This window comes from Caulobacter sp. DWP3-1-3b2, from assembly GCF_049896325.1.
In the GTDB taxonomy this organism is placed as follows: domain Bacteria; phylum Pseudomonadota; class Alphaproteobacteria; order Caulobacterales; family Caulobacteraceae; genus Caulobacter.
The window spans coordinates 1-17,432 of the sequence record NZ_JAFCUB010000033.1; the positions used below are offsets into that span (position 1 = coordinate 1).

Consider the following 17,432-nt stretch of genomic DNA (forward strand, 5'->3'; position numbering starts at 1 on the left):
TCACGACGCCGGGCAAGCTCACACCGCTCCTCAAGCGTGAGGTGATCATAGGCTTGTCCCATCGCAACACCTCGGTCAGAGAGTGTTGCACTTCGTTTGTGAACTCAGGGGACCCAGATGGAGGGGCTTTGTGGCGGACGCCAACAGCGCTAAGCCCCTCCAATCAGCCGGACCGCCAAAGGATCTGGGTCCCGGCATTCGCCGGGATGAGCGGATTTATAGGGACAACGCCGTCTTCGCCGCCGCGATCGCTCGATTGAGCGCATCTGGCGCATAGGCCACACCCGCCGAATGTCCCCACACCGGACCCGGCCAGGCCGGATCACCTACCCGCCGGCCTAGCACATGGACGTGCAACTGCGGGGTGACATTGCCTAGCGCCCCAACATTGAGCTTGTCGATCGCCAGGTCCATCATCTCCGCCACCGCGCGAACGGCGCCGCCAGCCTGGATGGTTTCCTCGATCAGCACCGCGCGGTCGGCGGCCGACAAATCCTCCAGCTCCCGCATTCCCTCGACACGCGGGATCAGCACCACCCACGGATAACGGGCGTCAAGCTGCAGGCGCGCATGGCTTAGCGGCAGATCGCCCAAAGCGGCCGAGGTGGCCACGAAGGCCGGATCGAGGACGAACTCAGCCACGTTTCGGAACCGCCGCCCAGTAGTCGAAGTCGAGGATCACGCCCGGCGCATAGACGCCGGCCGCGTCCTTGTCGGGAAAGTCGGCGCAGGGGCGATCGACCGTCGCTACCAGCCGCAGGCGTAACGCGCCGACCGAGCGGCTGAGGTCGGCCTTGTCGAGCACCTGGCTCCAGGCGAACACCGTGCCGCCGGCGAAATAGGGGCTGACATGGCGGCCGCCATTGATCGCCAGGATCAGGCCGGCGTTTTGCAGGCCGTTGAACGACAAAGCCTTGGCGGTCGAGATCACCACCCCGCCATAGACCAGCCGCCGGCCCGACGGGTCCTTGGACCGCTCGAACTGGTTGAAATGGACCTTGGCGGTGTTCTGCCAAAGGCGCGTGGCCATCTGCGCCTCGGCCTCCTCGACCACCATCCCATCGACATGGTCGATCTTCTCGCCGATCGCATAGTCCTCGAAGGCATGATGCGCGCCGGCCAGGGCGAAGTCGTACTTGCCGAAATCCAGGCCGGGCGGCGGCGTCAGGTGCTCGGCGGCCACGGCGCTCGCCAGCACCGGCGTGACCTGCCCCTCGACCACCGCCGCCGGATCGCGCTTGCGCACCATCACCCAGCGCACATAGCTGAGCACCGCCACCCCGCGCTGGTTGGCGCCGGTGGTGCGGACATAGACGACGCCCGTCTTGCCGTTGGAGTTCTCCTTGAGCCCGATGACCTCGGACCGGGCCGTCAGGGTGTCGCCGGGATGGACCGGCGCTAGGAACCGGCCCTCGGCATAGCCTAGGTTGGCGACGGCGTTCAGGCTGATGTCGGGCACGGTCTTGCCGAACACGATGTGGAAGGCGATCAGGGGATCGACCGGCGCGGCGGAGAGCCCGCAATCGGTGGCGAAAACGTCCGACGAGAACAGCGCGAAACGCGGTCCGTACAGCGCCGTATACAGCGCCACATCCCCCGCCGTGACGGTGCGCGGGGTGGCGTGGACAATCACCTGGCCCAGGCGGAAGTCCTCGAAATAGTTCCCCGGATCGGTCTTGCTCATCCCCGCGTCTCCCCAACGGCGTCACGAGCCGTTGTTCACACAGTCTTGCCGCACTGCGGCGAAACGGGAAAGGGGGCTTGAGGCCGGGCCGTTGCGGGCGTAGACCGCGCCCGACATTTCTCGTCCACAGCCTTGATGGAGACCCCATGGCTCGCGCGAAGATCGCCCTCATCGGCGCCGGCATGATCGGCGGCACCCTGGCCCATATCGCGGCGCGCGAAGAGCTGGGCGACGTGATTCTGTTCGACATCGCCGAGGGCACGCCCCAGGGCAAGTCGCTCGACATCGCAGAAGCCTCGGCCGTGTTCGGCAAGGACGTCGTCCTGAAGGGCGCCAATTCGTACGAAGAGATCGCCGGGGCCGACGTCTGCATCGTCACCGCCGGCGTCCCGCGCAAGCCGGGCATGAGCCGCGATGATTTGCTGGGCATCAATCTGAAAGTCATGAAGGCCGTCGGCGAGGGCATCAAGGCCCACGCCCCCGACGCCTTCGTGATCTGCATCACCAACCCGCTGGACGCCATGGTCTGGGCCCTGCAGCAGTTTTCGGGCCTGCCCAAGGAGAAGGTCATCGGCATGGCCGGCGTGCTGGACTCCGCGCGCTTCGCCTATTTCCTGGCCGAGAAGACCGGCGTGTCGGTCGAAGACATCCACGCATGGACCCTGGGCGGCCACGGCGACGACATGGTGCCGATGGTTCGCCACTCGACGGTCGGCGGTCTACCGCTGCCGGAACTGGTCAAGCAAGGCTGGATGACCCAGGAAGAGCTCGACGGCATCGTCAAGCGCACCCGTGGCGGCGGCGGCGAGATCGTCGCCCTGCTGAAGACCGGCTCGGCCTTCTACGCCCCGGCCGAAAGCGCGATCGCCATGGCCACCAGCTACATCAAGGACAAGAAGCGCGTCCTGCCCTGCGCCACCTTCCTGACCGGCCAATACGGCCTGGAAGGCCTCTATGTCGGCGTGCCGGTGGTGATCGGCGCCGGCGGCGCGGAACGGGTCATCGAGTTCGAAACCAATGACGAGGAAAAGGCCATGTTCGCCGCCTCGGTCGCTTCGGTGAAGGGCCTGATGGAAGCCTGCAAGGCGATCGACAGCTCGCTGGTCTAAGCTTTTAGGGCTTTCGGATACGAGAAAGGGCGGCTCCTCGCGGGCCGCCCTTTTGCGTTGTGGCAAGGTTGGGGACATGCCCATGGGCATGTCCCCAACCGTGATTACTGCGCCGCCTCGCCGCCCTCTTGGGAAATGTCTTCCAGCGTCTTGCCGACCTGCTTGGCGCCGTAGTCCTTGGCCACGTCGCCCAGCGACAGGATGCCGGTCAGCTTGCCCGCGTCGTCGAGCACGACCAGGCGGCGGATCTGGTGGCTGGCCATCTTGGCGGTGGCGTCGGCCAGGATGTCGTCTTCCTTGACGCTGTAGACCTCGCCGTCGCTCATCGCCTCGGAGATCGGCGAGTCGAAGCTGCGGCCCTCGGCGACCACGCGCAAGACGATGTCGCGGTCGGTGACCAGGCCGATCACCTTGCCGTCTTCATCGACGATCGGCACGGCGCCGGTTTCGACATGGGCCATCACTTGGGCGACCTTGCGCACGGTGTCGGTGGGGGCGGCGGTGGAGACCTGGCCGGTCATCGCGTCGCTGACTTTCATGGGGAAGTGCTCCTGGAGGGAGTGAATGGGACCCTGACAGAACCCCGAGGCGAGCAGCCCGTTCCGTCGCGGCGCTTCCCGACGAACCCCGACGCAGGCTAAGTCCGCTCCACATCCAGGAGCTCCTCATGTCGATCACCATTCACCAGGCCAGCGTTCCGGTCTTCGTCCAGGGCCTCAAGGGCTTGAAAGGCGTGCTGACCAAGGCCGCCGCCCATGTTGACGCGAAGAAACTCGACCCCGACGCCCTGCTGAAGGCCCGGCTGTTCCCCGACATGTTCCCGCTGCTGCGCCAGGTTCAGATCGCCACCGACTTCGCCAAGGGCTGCGCCGCGCGCCTGGCCGGCGAGGAGGTTCCGGCCTGGGACGACGTCGAGACCGATTTCGCCGGCCTGATCGCCCGCGTCGACCGCGCCATCGCCTATGTCGAAGGCCTGGACTCCGCCCTGTTCGAAAACGCCGAGGACCGCGACATCATGCTGACGCGCCGCGGCGAGACCAGCGTGGTCAAGGGCCTGGCCTATCTGCAGACCCAGGCCCAGCCGAACTTCTTCTTCCACCTGACCACCGCCTACGCGATCCTGCGCAAGAACGGCGTCGAGGTGGGCAAGAAGGATTACCTCGGCTCCGCATGATGTGTCGGCGGCGACCCCTCAAGGCCGCCGCCGGAACGCCCACACCAAGGTCGCCAGGGCCGTGATCACCCCGCCGACCGCCGAAAACACCACCGCCAACTGGCCCAATAACTGCTGATCCATGACTCCACCCACTGACCCCCCTACCAACGGCGGGCTACGGGCCAGAGTGACTCCACGGGACGACGACTCCGGACGTATGTTCCGCTTTTGTTCTTTGCTAGTCTAGCGTGCAGAAGCCGCTAAGCTAGAGCGGCAGGAGACGCGCTGTGGTTAGAATTCGAAGAACCGGACTAAAAGCGCTTGTCACGATGTCCCTTCTCCTCATTTCGGGGTGCGGTGAGGCTCCATGGCGCGGTTGGATATACCCCGACAAAACCGACCTTACGCAGTCGATCGAGATCGGCCCCTACAAGAGCTTGAACGAGTGCCGCTCAGGTGTAAGGCGCGCCACTCTGAATATGGTCGATCCCACCGGCTGGGACTATGAGTGCGGCTTGAAATGCAGGCCCGACAAACAGCTGGGCGTAAACGTCTGCAAGGAGACCGCACGCTAGATGATTGGCGGTTGAATCGTCATTTGAATCCGTTTCCCCGGCGAAGGCCGGGGCCCAGATTCAGCCTGAGCGTTTTGGGATGACGCGCCTCCTGACCCAGCACAAGCAACGCCCTCCCAGGGTTGGATCTGGGCCCCGGCCTTCGCCGGGGAAACGACACTTGGGGCGACGGGTCAGTTCAAGACCATCATGTTCTAGTCGCACCCCCCCGCTCCCCCCTGGCCGCGACTCCAAACCACACTGATCGGCCGGCGAGGTAAACGCCCCTTAACCCTCTTGGCCCAGACTCGCCCGGTTCCAAGAGTACAAGGTGACTGGCCATGGCGCGAGCGGCGCGGCGATCGAGTGTTGAACTGGTCTGGGACGCTATCCGCTATGGCTGGGGCCAGCCCTGGTCGGCGCGCTTCCGGGGCGGGGTGGTCTGCGTGGTCGGGGCGGGTCTGCTGCTGTCGGTCGCCACCTACAACGCCACCGATCCCAGCCTGAACGCCGTCACCGGACAGCCGGCCACCAACGCCCTGGGCGGAGCCGGCGCGGCCCTGGCCGACATCGTCATGCAGTCTCTGGGCCTCAGCGGCTGGGTCGCGGCCCTGCTGATGCTGGTGTTCGGCATGACCCGCGTCTCGCAGCCCGACCCTTCCGCCCATCGCGGCGATCTGCGGCTGCGCGCCCTGGTCGGCGGCCTGGGCCTGCTGGCCCTGGCCGGTCTTTTGGCCGCGCCACCCTATCCCGCCGCCTGGCAGTTGGCCCGCGGCCTGGGCGGGTTCTGGGGCGACGGCCTGCTGAACGCTGTGGCCGGCCTGCTGGCCTTCGCCCGCCTGCCCGGCGCAAGGATCATCGCCGCCCTGCTGCTGGCCCTCGGCGCCGCCGTGGCCCTGGGCTACGCCATCGGTTTCCGCCGCTTTGACCCCGACGCCATCGCCGAGACCCTGAGCGGCCTGATGCCGCGCGAACGGGCGCCCCTGGCCCTGGCCCCTGAACCGCAACCCGAGGCCGCCGCCCGTCCCCGCGCCCCGCGCCGGGCCGCGCCGGTGATCGAAGCCGACCCTGAGACCGCGCCCGTCGCGGCGCGCCGCGCCGCCAAGCCGGCCAAGGCCGCGCCAGCCCCGGCCGACGAAGACGCCTTCGCGCCCAGCTTCGAGCCCCGTCCCATGGCCATCGCCCAGCCCAAGGTTCCGGGCAGGGTCAATAGCCGCGAACAGCGCGAACAGCAGAAGGCCTTCGACTTCGAAGCCGAAGGCGGGTTCCAGCTGCCCGAGCTGGCCATGCTGGCCAAGCCCAAGCCGCGCTCGGCCGAGTTCGACGAAGAGGCCTTGCGCCAGAACGCCCGCCTGCTGGAAAGCGTGCTGGCGGAGTTTGGCGTGCGCGGCCAGATCGACCAGATCCGCCCTGGCCCGGTGGTCACCATGTACGAGTTGGTGCCGGCCGCCGGCACCAAGACCGCCCGCGTCGTGGCCCTGGCCGACGACATCGCGCGCTCGATGAGCGTCATCTCCTGCCGCGTCGCCGTGGCCCAGGGCCGCAACGCCATCGGCATCGAGATGCCCAATTCCCGCAAGGAAACGGTTTATCTGCGCGACCTGCTGTCCAGCGCCGACTATGACAAGGCCAGCCACGCCCTGCCCATGGCCCTGGGCGAGACGATCGGCGGCGAGCCCTATATCGCCGACCTGGCCAAGATGCCCCACCTGCTGATCGCCGGCACCACCGGCTCGGGCAAGTCGGTCGGCGTCAACGCCATGATCCTGTCGATCCTCTACAAGCTGTCGCCCGAGCAGGTGCGGTTCATCATGATCGACCCCAAGATGCTGGAGCTCAGCGTCTATGACGGCATCCCCCACCTGCTGGCGCCCGTCGTCACCGACCCCAAGAAGGCCATCGTCGCCCTGAAGTGGACGGTGCGCGAGATGGAGGATCGCTATCGCCGGATGTCGAAGATCGGCGTTCGCAACGTCGCGGGCTATAATGAAAAGGCCAACGAGGCGGCCGCCAAGGGCGAACATTTTGAACGCACGGTTCAAACGGGGTTCGATGATGGCGGCCGGCCGATCTACGAGACCGAGAAAATCCGTCCCGAGGCCATGCCCTATCTGGTGGTGGTGATCGACGAGGTCGCCGACCTGATGATGGTGGCCGGCAAGGACATCGAGGGCCTGGTCCAGCGCCTGGCTCAGATGGCCCGCGCCGCCGGCATCCACCTGATCATGGCCACCCAACGCCCGTCGGTCGACGTCATCACCGGCACCATCAAGGCCAATTTCCCGACCCGGATCAGCTTCCAGGTGACCAGCAAGATCGACGCCCGCACCATCCTGGGCGAGCAGGGCGCCGAGCAGCTGCTGGGCCAGGGCGACATGCTCTACATGGCCGGCGGCGGCCGGATCACCCGCCTGCACGGGCCCTTCGTCAGCGACGGCGAGGTCGAGGCCGTGGCCAAGTTCCTGCGCGACCAGGGCATTCCCAACTATCTGGAAGAGGTCACCGCCGGCGGCGACGAGGAACAGGAAGAGGCTGTCGAGGGCGCCTTCGCGGGCGAGGGCGGGGCCAACGACCTCTATGACCACGCCGTGGCGGTGGTCACCCGCGACCGCAAGGCCTCGACCAGCTATATCCAGCGCCGCCTGCAGATCGGCTACAACCGCGCCGCCTCCCTGATGGAGCGGATGGAAAAGGAAGGCGTGGTCGGCGCCGCCAACCATGCTGGCAAGCGCGACATCCTCGCCCCGCCGCCGCCGCCGATGTAGCCGACGATCGTAATGCTGACGGGGACATCCGCATTCGCATGTCCCCGACCGCGCGCCCTGAAACCTTGGCCGTTTAGCGGCGTTTCCCCTCGCCCGAACCGCCCGAACCTGAACAGCGCTTCATCCCAGCGCCTGAAAAGGGTCGCGCGATGGCCTTTCGCTGGTCGCAAGGGCAGGGCAAAGGTTGGAGACTAGGAGATCGCATGACCACCACCACCCCGACCCGTCGCTTCGTTCTCGCCGCCACTGGCCTCGGCCTGGCCGCCGCCATGGGCGCCGCCGCCTTGGCCGCCCCGGCCCCAGCCGCCCCGCTGTCGGCTCAGGACAAGGCGCTGGTCGATCAGGCCTCGGCCTATATCCAGACCCTGGGCTCGGCCAAGGGCCGCTTCGTCCAGACCGACGCGCGCGGAACCCAGACCCAGGGGACCTTCTACCTGCAGCGCCCCGGCAAGGCGCGATTCGCCTATGACGGTCCGACAGGTCTGCTGGTGGTCAGCAACGGCTCCAGCGTCAACATCTTCGACAGTCGCCTGAAGACCTTCGAAAGCTATCCGCTGAGCCGCACGCCCTTGGCCCTGTTGCTGGCTCGCGAGGTGCGCCTGGGTCGTGGCGTCACCATCACCGAGGTGCGCAAGCTCAATGATGGCTTCACGATCGTCGCCCAGGACGCCAGGCACCAGACCCTGGGCCGCATCAGCCTGGACTTCAGCAACACTCCCGCCCTGATGGGCTGGACGGTCACCGACGCCAAGGGCGGTGAGACGCGCGTGCGGCTGGTGGATTTCGAAAAGACCTCAGGCCTGGACCCGAAACTTTTCGTGCTTTCCGATCCTCGCCGCCGGGTGGGTAAGCCTTAGTTGTATTTTGAGCGGTTTAGCGCCTCGAAATGCGACAATTTGACAACATGCAAGTTGTTAACGCGATTGTTCTTGACTTAGGCCGTGGCCGTGGCAGATTTAACACGCATGGCGAAGAGCGCCCGACCCGCCCTTCGCAACCGTGCCGGATCTATCCCCTCCCGGCGGCGGCATGAGAGACCCAACTTTCGCCCGGACGCTTGATGCGTCCGGGCGTTTTTCGTTGCCGGCCCCCGAACTGAACCTCTAGAGGGAGCGGCATGCGCCTTCGTATCGCCACCTGGAACGTCAATTCCGTCCGCCTCCGCGCCGAGCAGGCCGCTCGTTTCGTCGATGAGCAGGGGCCCGACGTGCTGTGCCTGCAGGAGATCAAGTGCCAGGAGGGTGAGTTCCCGCGCGAAGCCTTTGCCGCCATGGGCCTGCCCCACCTGAAGATCATGGGCCAGAAGGGCTGGCACGGCGTGGCCATCGCCTCGCGCCTGCCGATCGAGGACGCCCCGGCCCTCAACGCCTGCCGCGAAGGCCATGCCCGTTGTGTCTCGGGCAAGGTAGCCGGCGTCGAGATCCATAACTTCTATGTCCCGGCCGGGGGCGATACGCCCGACCGGACCGTGAACCCCAAGTTCGACCACAAGCTGGACTTCTACCAGACCCTGACCGCCGAGATGCAGAAGCGCGACCCCAAGGCCCCGTTGATCCTGACCGGCGACCTGAACGTGGCGCCCGGCGAGAACGACGTCTGGAGCCATCGCCAGATGTCGAAGATCGTCAGCCACACGCCGGTCGAGCTGGAAGCCTTCGCGGGTCTCGTGGACTCGATCGGTTTCCTGGACCTGCCGCGCCTGGCCACGCCCGAGCCGGAAAAGCTGTTCAGCTGGTGGAGCTACCGCGCCGCCGACTTCCGCAAATCCAATCGTGGCCTGCGGCTTGACCACATCTTGGCCAGCCCCGGACTGCGCGATGCGGCTTTCATCGACGGCAAGGTGTCGTCGCGGGTCCACGACACGGTCCGCGAATGGGAGCGCCCCAGCGACCACGCGCCAGTGACGGCGGATCTGCTGGTCTGAACCGTACGACGAGGGCGGAAAACGAAAGTGAACCCCCGCCCTAGTCCAGGTAGCCAAGGGTCAGCGAGATCCCATCGTCCTTGCCCAGATAGAAGATCAAGGCTCGTTGCTTGGGCGCTGTGATCACGAGCGCGGGACGACCCGGAGCAATATCGAAAGGCCGCCCGCAGGTCGACTGCGCCTGGTAATTCGGACACCGCACGTCGTCGCCAAGACGCGTCTCTAACCGCATTCCCGTCGTTGACCCGTCGAGATGCACAGACATCGCCGTCAGGCGCCGGGCGCTTCCCATGTCGACGCTGAGCACGAGCGACTCTTGGGCCGGGTCGGCGATCAGCTGCGCCTTGTCAACATGCCCGTCGCCGTCGAAATCGGCGCTGACCTCGCTTGTGACATGGGAAGGGGCCCCGAGGTCGGGCAGCGGCGCCGCCCGCACGGGAAACCCGGCAAGCGCCAAGCTTAGCATGAGGAGCGCGCCTGTGGCCCTCCGCTCAGAATGGCATGAAGTCATAGCCCATCCCCGCAAGCGTCGCCTGAGCTGGCACCCAGAAATTCGCGTAATCGGCCAAGCCAAGCGCAAAGGTATTGGCGTCGGCCTCGGACGTCTGGGAGCCGCCCCAATTGTTCTCCGAGGCGACTGCATGGCCGATCTCGTGGAACAGCTCGAAGTTCATCCCTGCGGCGCCCAGGGCCTGCATCGCCGCGCTGGTCGGATGGTCAACATCCACATAGACCACATACTGAACTCCGCCCTCGGTGCTGGTGTAGCGAGTTGTTTTGGCCCCGACTTCGTGGCCCTGATACACGATGGTGTCAGTTTGAAAGACAAAGGTCGTGTGATTCAGAACATTTAGCAGGTTAGTCTCCGCAACGTTCTTTGAACCAGCCCCGTCGATCGTGGTTTTACTGCCGTACTGAGTGTTGAAGAATAAGCCCTTCAGCGCCTGAAGGCCTTGGTCGACCCAGGCCTTCTGCTGGGGATCCGCCAGATTTACGGACGAACGGGTCTGGACGCGGGCGGCGGCGTAGGTGATGGCCGCAGGCTCCAGCGTGGTCGGCGGCGGTCCCCCCGGGGATCCAGGCGGCGGCACATTGGCGGGCGGCGAAGGGGTGTAGCCGGGCGTCTGAATGGGCGGATTATACGGGGCTGTCCCGACGACGACGATTTCCTCCACTTCGTTCGGCATGTTCACTCCCATAATTTTCTTATGGGCTTACGTTAGCGGTACCATTTCAGAAAGTAAATCTAAGATTGTATGGCGAGCCCATGCAACAGGCCGGTCCTACTCTCCGCGCCGGCTAGGTTGGGGGGGGTTGGCGATGCTTCGCGGCCCAAGTCGACGCGAACGGAGCGCGATTGGAGACCCGCTCTCCGCTGGTGGGCTTACCCTTCGGCCGCGACGCCCACCCCAAACTGGATCCAGACGGCCTTGTCTTTGAAGTTTTTCTGGACGAAGGCGGCGTGGACCAGGCGTTCTTCCTCGGTCGAGCGCGGGGCCAGGGGCCGGGCTCGCGAGCCGTAGGAGCCGGCCCGGGCGGCCGAGACAGCGTTGATCGCCACCACCGCCGTCAGTTCCAGGGCCCGTTCCTTACCGCCTTGCAGTTCGAGATAGACCTCGGCCAGCAGGTGGGCGTCGATCAGGGCGCCGTGCTTGTCGCGGCTGTCGAGGCTGATCTTGAAGCGTTTGCACAGCGCGTCGAGCGAGTTGTACATGCCCGGAAAGCGCTTCTTGGCCATGGCCAATGTGTCGACCCAGCGGCTCTCCGGCAGCGGCCCGCGGTTGCACTTCTCCAGCTCGAAATTGACGAAGCTGCGGTCGAAGGCGGCGTTGTGGGCGATCACCGGGCTGTCGCCGACGAACTCCAGGAAACGGTCGGCGATGTCGTGGAACTTGGGCTTGCCGGTCAGGAACTCGATCGAAAGACCGTGCACCTTCTGGGCCTCGGCCGGCATGTCGCGCAGCGGGTCGCAATATTCGTGGAACGACCGCCCGGTGGGCATGAAATCGACCACCTCGATGCAGCCTATTTCCACCAGCCGGTCACCGGTCTTCGGATCAAAGCCGGTGGTTTCGGTATCGAGGATGATTTCCCGCGCCATCGGACTCTAATGAGCGTGTTCGGCGCCGCCTTCAAGCGAAGCCACGGCGCGAAGACGAGCCAGGATGTCGCGGACCTGGCCGCGGGCGTGGTCCAGGCCTCGCCCCGTATCGATCACGAAGTCGGCCCGCGCACGCTTTTCGGCGTCGGGCGTCTGGCGCGCCAGTATAGCCTCGAACTTGGCGGGCTCCATGCCGGTCCGGGCCAGAACCCGCTCCCGCTGCATGCCGACCGGGGCCGAGACCACCACGACCTTGTCGACCTTCTTGTCGCCACCGGTCTCGTAGAGCAGGGGAATGTCGAGCACCACGATGTCGGCGCCCTCGCTTTTCGCCTCCTCGAAGAAGCCGACGCGGTCGGCGCCGACCAGGGGATGCACGATCGATTCCAGGATCTGCAGGGCTTCAGGATTGGCGACCACCGCCTGGCTCAAGCGGGTTCGATCTATGGCGCCGTCGATCACCACGCCTGGAAAGGCCGCCTCGACCGGAGCCACCGCCGCCCCGCCGCTGGCATAGAGCGCATGCACGGCGGCGTCGGAATCGTAGACCGGCACACCCTCATCGGCGAACATCTTAGACGTCGTCGACTTGCCCATGCCGATCGATCCGGTCAGGCCCAGGATGATCATCGGGCGGCCTCGCCCAGCCGCGCCAAAGCCAGGGCGCGGACGTCCACCGAGATCGGCGGTTTCACCCCGAAAAACGCCTCGAAGCTGGGGATGGCCTGGCGCAACAGCATCTCCAGGCCATCCACGGTGCGCCGACCGGCCGCCTCGGCGCGTCTCAGGAATTCCGTGTGCAGGGGCTTGTAGACCATGTCCACGACCACGGCGTTTTTAGGTGTCAGCTCCAACCGGGCCGCGGGTCCGGGTCCGCCGCCCAGGCCCAGCGACGTAGCGTTGATCACCAGGCCGGCTTGGCCGAGCAGAGCGTCGAGTTCACCGTCCGACACCGCCTCGACCACGCCGCCGATGGAACGGACGATGGCTTCGGCCCGAGCCACGGTGCGGTTGACGATGCTGATCCTCGGCGCGCCCGCCAGGGCCAGGGCGGCGGCCGCGCCGCGCGCCGCGCCGCCCGCACCAATGATGACCACCGGCGATAGGGCCAGATCAAACCCCGGGGCCTGGGCCGCGATCGCCTGGATCAGGCCTGGACCGTCGGTATTGTCGGCGCGGATGGTTCCGTCGGCCTCGAAGATCAGCAGGTTGGCCGCGCCGGCCACTCGGGCCAGGTCGCTGCAATTGTTGGCGCAGGCCAGGGCCTGTTCCTTGAAGGGGATCGTGACATTGAGGCCGCGGATCGCGCCGCCCCTCAGGCCCTCGACGAAAGCCTCGAAATTCTCCTCGCCCGGCGCGAAGGGCACGTACGCGGCGTCCAGGCCGGCGGCGGCGATCCAGGCGTTGTGGATCGCCGGGCTCATCGAGTGGCGGATCGGCTGGCCGCAGACGCCAGCGACGATCGCGGCTCCCGTCGTGGTCGCGCTCATGTCGGGAGGGCTCCGTGCAGCCTGAGGAAGTCGAACAGGCCGGTGACCGGCAGGCCCAGTATGGCGAAATAATCGCCGTCGATCCGCTCAAACAACTGCACGCCTTCGCCCTCCAGCAGATAGCAGCCGACCGACCACAGGATGTCGGGGCTGTTGCGTTGCAGATAGCCGTCGAGCCAGGCGTCGCTGAAGTTTCGCACCGACAGCCTGGAGGTCTCGACGATCCGCCAGATCGGTTGGCCGTCGCGCGCCACGACCACGGCCGAGTGCAGCTTGTGGACCTTGCCCCGCATCTGGATCAATCGCGCGCGGGCCGCTTCGACCGTATCGACCTTGTCGATCAGCGCGCCGTCCAGTTCCAGCGTCTGGTCCGAACCGATGACCAGGCCGGGCCGCTTGGTCGAGACCTTGAACGCCTTCAATTCGGCCAAGGCGTCAGCCACTTCGCGGGGGCTGGCGCCCTCGGCCAGCAGTCCGGCCTTGGCGGCCTCCTCATCGACGCCCGAACCAACGGCTTCGAAGGTCACGCCGGCGTTGCGCAGGATCGCCATCCGCGCCGCGCTCTTCGACGCCAGGGTAATGGGTGGTGAGCTCATCCCAGAACCTCGACCTGGCCACGGCCGCCCGACAGCAGGTTGATGATCGCCGCCGCCGTCTCCTCGACCGAGCGGCGGGTGACGTCGATGATCGGCCAGCCCTGTTTCTCGAACAGTCGGCGCGCGGCGATGATTTCGGCGCGCACCGCGTCGGTCTCCACATAGTCGCTCTCGCGGTTCTCCTTCAGCGACAGCAGGCGGTTGCGACGGATCTGGATCAGACGCTCGGGCGTGGTCATCAGGCCGACGATCAGGGTGTTTTTCAGGGTGAACAGCTCTTCGGGCGGCGGACGACCCGGCACCAACGGCACATTGGCGGCCCGCACGCCGCGGTGGGCGAGGTAGATGCAGGTCGGGGTCTTGGAGGTGCGCGAGACGCCCACCAGGATGACGTCGGCCTGGGTCAGGTCCTGGCCGCCTTGGCCGTCATCATGGGCGATGGCGTAGTCCAGCGCCTCGATCCGGTCGAAATAGTCATTGTTGAGGGCGTGCTGGGCCCCGACCCGGGTGGAGATCCGGGCGCCCAGATAGCGCGACATGGCGCTGACCACGGGATCGAGGGCGGCGATGCAAGGCATTTCCAAACGCCGGCAACCCTCTTCAAGGGCCGCGCGCAGGGTCGGGTCGATGATGGTGTGCATCACCACCCCCGGCGCCCCGCCGATTTCCTTCAGGGCCCGGTCCAATTGGCGCGTGGAACGGACAAGCGCGTAGATGTGTTCGATCGGCAGGATGTCGGTGAAGCGCGCGCAGACCGCGCGGGCCATGGCGTTCAGGGTCTCGCCCGTCGAGTCCGACACCAGGTGGATATGGAAGTAGGTGGCGAACCGCGGCGCGGCCCGCTCGCTCTCACCGGGGCCGGTTTCCTGTGGATCATCCGTTAACGGTTGCTTAACCACGTGCCTTGCCTCTGGGGATGAACGTGGGTGAATCCCGCGCCGCTACGGCCCTCGCCGCACCCCCTGTGTTAAACGGTCACGTTGACGCCGGACAATCCCCAGTCTCAGTTTGCACCCACAAGGGTGGTGTCGCGATTCTCCCAAGCGCGGGATGAATCCGCGCTCAGGGTTAGGACGCTGTTCACCATCTTAACGTTTCGTTAGGGATTTCGAAGCGCTAGCGGATTATCCCCACAGTTCACAGGCTCACGCCCACATGTGGGTCATGTTGGGACGGATCTGCGACGGGCGGGGGCATGGTGCATCGCAACGGGGTTTTCCCCGTTAGGCACTTACCCATCACCTTCTGCAAACTTCCTTAAAAACTTATTAAAAGAATGAAGAAGGGAAGAGAGACCTCCGGGGAGATACGGGCTTGAGCCCGAGCGCCTGAGGGGATTTAACACCCTCATGACCACGTCTCAAAAGCCCAAGCTCCTTTCCGTCCTGGATGGCCAGAAGGCTGAGCGACCGCCGGTGTGGTTCATGCGCCAGGCAGGGCGTTATCTGCCGGAGTACCGGGCAGTGCGCGCCACCGAGCCGACCTTCATCAATTTCTGTCTCAATCCGGAAAAGGCCGCCGAGGTCACGCTGCAGCCGATGCGGCGGTTTCCCTATGACGCGGCCATCGTCTTCGCTGACATCCTGCTGATCCCCCAGGCCTTGGGCCAGAAGGTGTGGTTCGAGGCGGGTGAGGGTCCCAAGCTGGGCGAGCTGCCATCGATCGAGTCGATGGCCGAGCTGACCGGACAGGCGGGCCAGGCGCTGGGCGCGGTGGGCGAGACCCTGAGCCGCGTGCGAGCCGCCCTCGAGCCGGAGCGCGCCCTTATCGGTTTCGCCGGCGCGCCTTGGACGGTGGCGACCTACATGATCGAAGGCGGTTCCAGCGACCGCTCTGGCGCGCGAACCTTTGCCTACCAGAATACCGACATCCTCGACCGACTGATTCAGGTGCTGGTCGATGCGACGATCGATTACCTGGCCATGCAGGCGGCGTCCGGCGCCCAGGTGCTGAAGCTGTTCGAGAGCTGGGCCGAGGGCTTGTCCGAGCCGCTGTTCGAACGGCTGGTGATCAAGCCGCACACCGCCATCGTCGAGGGCCTGCGGGCTCGGGGCGTGACCACGCCGGTGATGGGCTTCCCGCGCGGGGCAGGCGCCTTGGTCGAGCGCTATGCTCGCGTCACGCCGGTGCAGGGCGTGGCGCTGGACACCCAGGCCTCGGCCGAGCTGGGCCAGACTATCCAGAAGACCAAGACCATCCAAGGCGCGCTGGATCCGCTGCTGTTGCGGGCCGGTGGCGACGCCCTGCTGGCGCGGGTCGATCAACTGCTCGAGCAGTGGGGTGATGGCCCCTACATCTTCAACCTGGGGCATGGCATCCTGCCCGACACGCCGATCGCCCATGTCGAAGCAGTACTAGCCCGGGTCACTGGCAAGTGAGCCCCCTAAGCGGGAACAGACGCAAGATCGCTGTCGTCCTGTTCAACCTGGGCGGCCCGGACGGCCAGGACTCGGTGCGGCCGTTCCTGTTCAACCTGTTCCGTGACAAGGCGATCATCGGCCTGCCCGCGATCGCGCGCTATCCGCTGGCGGCGCTGATCTCCACCACACGCACCAAGCTGGCCCAGGCCAATTACGCGATCATGGGCGGGGGTTCGCCCCTGCTGCCGGAAACCGAAAAACAGGCGAGCGCGCTGGAAGCCGACCTGGCCGCCCGTTTCCCAGACGCCGAGACCCGATGTTTCATCGCCATGCGCTACTGGAAGCCGCTGACCGACCAGACCGCAAAGGCGGTGAAGGCCTTCGCCCCGGATGAGGTCGTGTTGCTGCCGCTTTACCCCCAGTTCTCGACCACGACGACGGGCTCTTCATTGCAGGCCTGGAAGAAGGCCTATGCGGGACCGGGCCGAATCTCGACCGTCTGTTGCTATCCGACAGACGAGGCTTTCATCCAGGCCCATGCCGAGCTGATCCAGGCCGCCTATGACAAGGCTGGCCGGCCCGGGCCAGCCCGTCTGCTGTTCTCGGCCCATGGCCTGCCGGAAAAGGTCATCCTGGCCGGCGATCCCTACCAGCAGCAGATCGAAGCCACCGCCGCAGCAGTCACGGCGCGGCTCGGCGCGGGTTGGGACTGGCGGGTGACCTATCAGAGCCGGGTCGGCCCGATGAAGTGGATCGGTCCCTCGACCGAGGAGGAGATCAAGGCCGCCAGCGAGCAGGGCCTGGCCCTGGTGATCACGCCGATCGCCTTTGTCTCCGAACATATCGAGACCCTGGTCGAGCTCGACCACGAATATCGCGACGTGGCCATCAAGGCCGGCTGCCCCGCCTATGTCCGGGCGCCCGCCTTGGGCGTCACGCCGAAGTTCATTGGCGGTCTGGGCCAGATCGTCCAGAACGCGCTTGCCGCCGCCGAGCCCATCGTCACCGCCTGCGCCTGGCGTTGTGGCGGCGATCGAACCCAATGCCCCAACAAGCAGGGAGCCCAGGCGTGATCGATTTGCTGGCGCCGTACTTCAACCTGATCCGCGGCCTGCACATCATCTTCGTTATGGCCTGGATCGCCGGTATGCTGATCCTGCCGCGTCTGTTCATCTATCACATGAGGGCCACGCCAGGCTCGGACATGGACGGGGTGTTCAAGCTGGCCGAGCTGCGGACCATGAAGATCATCATCAACCCGGCGATGATCCTGGCCCTGCTGATGGGCCTGTTGCTGGGCATGATCGACAGCGAGCGCCTGGGCCACGACTTCGTCCTGCAGCCCTGGGCCCTGACCAAGATCGCCGCCCTGATCTTCCTGTTCGCCTGGCACGGCTTCATGTCGAAATCCCGCAAGCGCTTCGCGGATGGGACCAACACCCGTTCGGAGAAGTTCTGGCGGATGACCAATGAACTGCCGTTCCTGGCGGCGATCGTCATCGTGCTGTCGGTGACGACGAAGTTCCTGAGCCACTGACGCCCGCGGCTCCGCTTGACCCGGCGGTCCTGCTGTGGTTCCCATCCAAAAGGCGCGGCGCCCAGGTTCCGCGATCCTGACCTCTACGGGCTGGCGCTCGTCCTGATGCGCCCCTGGAGCCTGGCTCCGAAGTCCGTTCCCCAGATCCGATACGCG

Annotated in this window: 18 protein-coding genes; 8 read left to right on the forward strand and 10 right to left on the reverse strand. The window is 65.9% G+C overall.

The features are described from left to right. Positions 1-216: 216 nt before the first annotated feature. Together ACP7AG_RS17040 and ACP7AG_RS17045 are read right to left on the reverse strand one after the other, a co-directional pair. Positions 217-642, reverse strand: a complete 426-nt coding sequence (locus ACP7AG_RS17040; RefSeq protein WP_426032278.1) for an HIT domain-containing protein — start codon at positions 640-642, stop codon at positions 217-219. Continuing rightward, entirely contained in the window at positions 635-1,684 is a 1,050-nt protein-coding gene (locus tag ACP7AG_RS17045) for a MaoC family dehydratase (protein ID WP_426032280.1), read from the reverse strand. Before ACP7AG_RS17045 ends, ACP7AG_RS17040 begins: the two co-directional genes overlap by 8 nt. A gap of 146 nt (positions 1,685-1,830) precedes the next feature. Here ACP7AG_RS17045 and mdh point away from each other — a divergent pair, with 146 nt between their 5' ends. After that, complete coding sequence (mdh, locus tag ACP7AG_RS17050) at positions 1,831-2,793, forward strand: malate dehydrogenase (RefSeq protein ID WP_426010417.1); 963 nt, start codon at positions 1,831-1,833, stop codon at positions 2,791-2,793. Positions 2,794-2,897: 104 nt separating this feature from the next. Here the strand turns inward: mdh and ACP7AG_RS17055 are convergent, their stop codons facing one another. Then, positions 2,898-3,332 (reverse strand): CBS domain-containing protein, encoded by a 435-nt coding sequence (locus ACP7AG_RS17055; protein ID WP_426010416.1) that lies wholly within the window; start codon positions 3,330-3,332, stop codon positions 2,898-2,900. Positions 3,333-3,460: 128 nt separating this feature from the next. Here ACP7AG_RS17055 and ACP7AG_RS17060 point away from each other — a divergent pair, with 128 nt between their 5' ends. The 4 genes from ACP7AG_RS17060 to xth all read left to right on the forward strand — a co-directional run bounded on the left by ACP7AG_RS17060 (position 3,461) and on the right by xth (position 9,192). Continuing rightward, on the forward strand, positions 3,461-3,967 hold the full coding sequence (locus ACP7AG_RS17060) for a DUF1993 domain-containing protein (RefSeq protein WP_426010415.1): 507 nt from the start codon (positions 3,461-3,463) through the stop codon (positions 3,965-3,967). 877 nt (positions 3,968-4,844) lie between these two features. Continuing rightward, the gene (locus ACP7AG_RS17065; protein WP_426032282.1) at positions 4,845-7,268 is read left to right on the forward strand and encodes a DNA translocase FtsK; all 2,424 of its coding nucleotides are present in this window, start codon (positions 4,845-4,847) and stop codon (positions 7,266-7,268) included. 203 nt (positions 7,269-7,471) lie between these two features. Then, positions 7,472-8,125 carry an outer-membrane lipoprotein carrier protein LolA gene (locus ACP7AG_RS17070; RefSeq protein WP_426032284.1) on the forward strand — a complete coding sequence of 218 codons (654 nt, stop codon included), beginning with the start codon at positions 7,472-7,474 and terminating at the stop codon, positions 8,123-8,125. 260 nt (positions 8,126-8,385) lie between these two features. Continuing rightward, the gene (gene xth, locus ACP7AG_RS17075; protein ID WP_426032286.1) at positions 8,386-9,192 is read left to right on the forward strand and encodes an exodeoxyribonuclease III; all 807 of its coding nucleotides are present in this window, start codon (positions 8,386-8,388) and stop codon (positions 9,190-9,192) included. 40 nt (positions 9,193-9,232) lie between these two features. Here xth and ACP7AG_RS17080 read toward each other — a convergent pair whose 3' ends face one another. The 7 genes from ACP7AG_RS17080 to ACP7AG_RS17110 form a co-directional block, all read right to left on the reverse strand. Continuing rightward, positions 9,233-9,658, reverse strand: coding sequence for a hypothetical protein (locus ACP7AG_RS17080; RefSeq protein WP_426032288.1), 426 nt, complete (start codon positions 9,656-9,658; stop codon positions 9,233-9,235). Between the two features lie 25 nt (positions 9,659-9,683). Beyond that, entirely contained in the window at positions 9,684-10,379 is a 696-nt protein-coding gene (locus ACP7AG_RS17085; protein ID WP_426032290.1) for a hypothetical protein, read from the reverse strand. 197 nt (positions 10,380-10,576) lie between these two features. Then, complete coding sequence (gene dnaQ / locus ACP7AG_RS17090) at positions 10,577-11,293, reverse strand: DNA polymerase III subunit epsilon (RefSeq protein WP_426032292.1); 717 nt, start codon at positions 11,291-11,293, stop codon at positions 10,577-10,579. A 6-nt stretch (positions 11,294-11,299) separates the two neighbouring features. Next, entirely contained in the window at positions 11,300-11,923 is a 624-nt protein-coding gene (gene coaE / locus ACP7AG_RS17095; RefSeq protein ID WP_426032294.1) for a dephospho-CoA kinase, read from the reverse strand. Then, positions 11,920-12,783 carry a shikimate dehydrogenase gene (gene aroE, locus ACP7AG_RS17100; protein WP_426032296.1) on the reverse strand — a complete coding sequence of 288 codons (864 nt, stop codon included), beginning with the start codon at positions 12,781-12,783 and terminating at the stop codon, positions 11,920-11,922. Before aroE ends, coaE begins: the two co-directional genes overlap by 4 nt. Next, positions 12,780-13,379: a Maf family protein gene (locus ACP7AG_RS17105; protein ID WP_426032298.1), complete on the reverse strand. Its 600-nt coding sequence runs from the start codon at positions 13,377-13,379 to the stop codon at positions 12,780-12,782. The genes aroE and ACP7AG_RS17105 overlap by 4 nt, the downstream gene beginning before the upstream one ends. Next, positions 13,376-14,278 carry a pyruvate, water dikinase regulatory protein gene (locus tag ACP7AG_RS17110; RefSeq protein WP_426010401.1) on the reverse strand — a complete coding sequence of 301 codons (903 nt, stop codon included), beginning with the start codon at positions 14,276-14,278 and terminating at the stop codon, positions 13,376-13,378. The genes ACP7AG_RS17105 and ACP7AG_RS17110 overlap by 4 nt, the downstream gene beginning before the upstream one ends. 450 nt (positions 14,279-14,728) lie before the next feature. Between ACP7AG_RS17110 and hemE the strand changes: the two genes are divergently transcribed. Genes hemE through ACP7AG_RS17125 form a run of 3 tightly spaced genes read left to right on the forward strand, consistent with a single transcriptional unit; the run spans position 14,729 to position 17,276 of the window. Beyond that, positions 14,729-15,757: a uroporphyrinogen decarboxylase gene (gene hemE / locus ACP7AG_RS17115; RefSeq protein WP_426032300.1), complete on the forward strand. Its 1,029-nt coding sequence runs from the start codon at positions 14,729-14,731 to the stop codon at positions 15,755-15,757. Then, positions 15,754-16,812 (forward strand): ferrochelatase, encoded by a 1,059-nt coding sequence (gene hemH, locus ACP7AG_RS17120; RefSeq protein ID WP_426032302.1) that lies wholly within the window; start codon positions 15,754-15,756, stop codon positions 16,810-16,812. Before hemE ends, hemH begins: the two co-directional genes overlap by 4 nt. Next, the gene (locus ACP7AG_RS17125) at positions 16,809-17,276 is read left to right on the forward strand and encodes a CopD family protein (RefSeq protein ID WP_426010397.1); all 468 of its coding nucleotides are present in this window, start codon (positions 16,809-16,811) and stop codon (positions 17,274-17,276) included. Before hemH ends, ACP7AG_RS17125 begins: the two co-directional genes overlap by 4 nt. Positions 17,277-17,432 lie beyond the last annotated feature (156 nt).

Coding starts and splice junctions, on each gene's coding strand:
- ACP7AG_RS17055 (WP_426010416.1), bottom strand. CDS start 3,332: ATGAAAGTCAGCGACGCGATGACCGGCCAGGTCTCCACCGCCGCCCCC.
- mdh (WP_426010417.1), top strand. CDS start 1,831: ATGGCTCGCGCGAAGATCGCCCTCATCGGCGCCGGCATGATCGGCGGC.
- xth (WP_426032286.1), top strand. CDS start 8,386: ATGCGCCTTCGTATCGCCACCTGGAACGTCAATTCCGTCCGCCTCCGC.
- ACP7AG_RS17105 (WP_426032298.1), bottom strand. CDS start 13,379: ATGAGCTCACCACCCATTACCCTGGCGTCGAAGAGCGCGGCGCGGATG.
- ACP7AG_RS17085 (WP_426032290.1), bottom strand. CDS start 10,379: ATGCCGAACGAAGTGGAGGAAATCGTCGTCGTCGGGACAGCCCCGTAT.
- coaE (WP_426032294.1), bottom strand. CDS start 11,923: ATGATCATCCTGGGCCTGACCGGATCGATCGGCATGGGCAAGTCGACG.
- hemE (WP_426032300.1), top strand. CDS start 14,729: ATGACCACGTCTCAAAAGCCCAAGCTCCTTTCCGTCCTGGATGGCCAG.
- ACP7AG_RS17045 (WP_426032280.1), bottom strand. CDS start 1,684: ATGAGCAAGACCGATCCGGGGAACTATTTCGAGGACTTCCGCCTGGGC.
- dnaQ (WP_426032292.1), bottom strand. CDS start 11,293: ATGGCGCGGGAAATCATCCTCGATACCGAAACCACCGGCTTTGATCCG.
- aroE (WP_426032296.1), bottom strand. CDS start 12,783: ATGAGCGCGACCACGACGGGAGCCGCGATCGTCGCTGGCGTCTGCGGC.
- ACP7AG_RS17070 (WP_426032284.1), top strand. CDS start 7,472: ATGACCACCACCACCCCGACCCGTCGCTTCGTTCTCGCCGCCACTGGC.
- ACP7AG_RS17060 (WP_426010415.1), top strand. CDS start 3,461: ATGTCGATCACCATTCACCAGGCCAGCGTTCCGGTCTTCGTCCAGGGC.
- ACP7AG_RS17080 (WP_426032288.1), bottom strand. CDS start 9,658: ATGCTAAGCTTGGCGCTTGCCGGGTTTCCCGTGCGGGCGGCGCCGCTG.
- ACP7AG_RS17065 (WP_426032282.1), top strand. CDS start 4,845: ATGGCGCGAGCGGCGCGGCGATCGAGTGTTGAACTGGTCTGGGACGCT.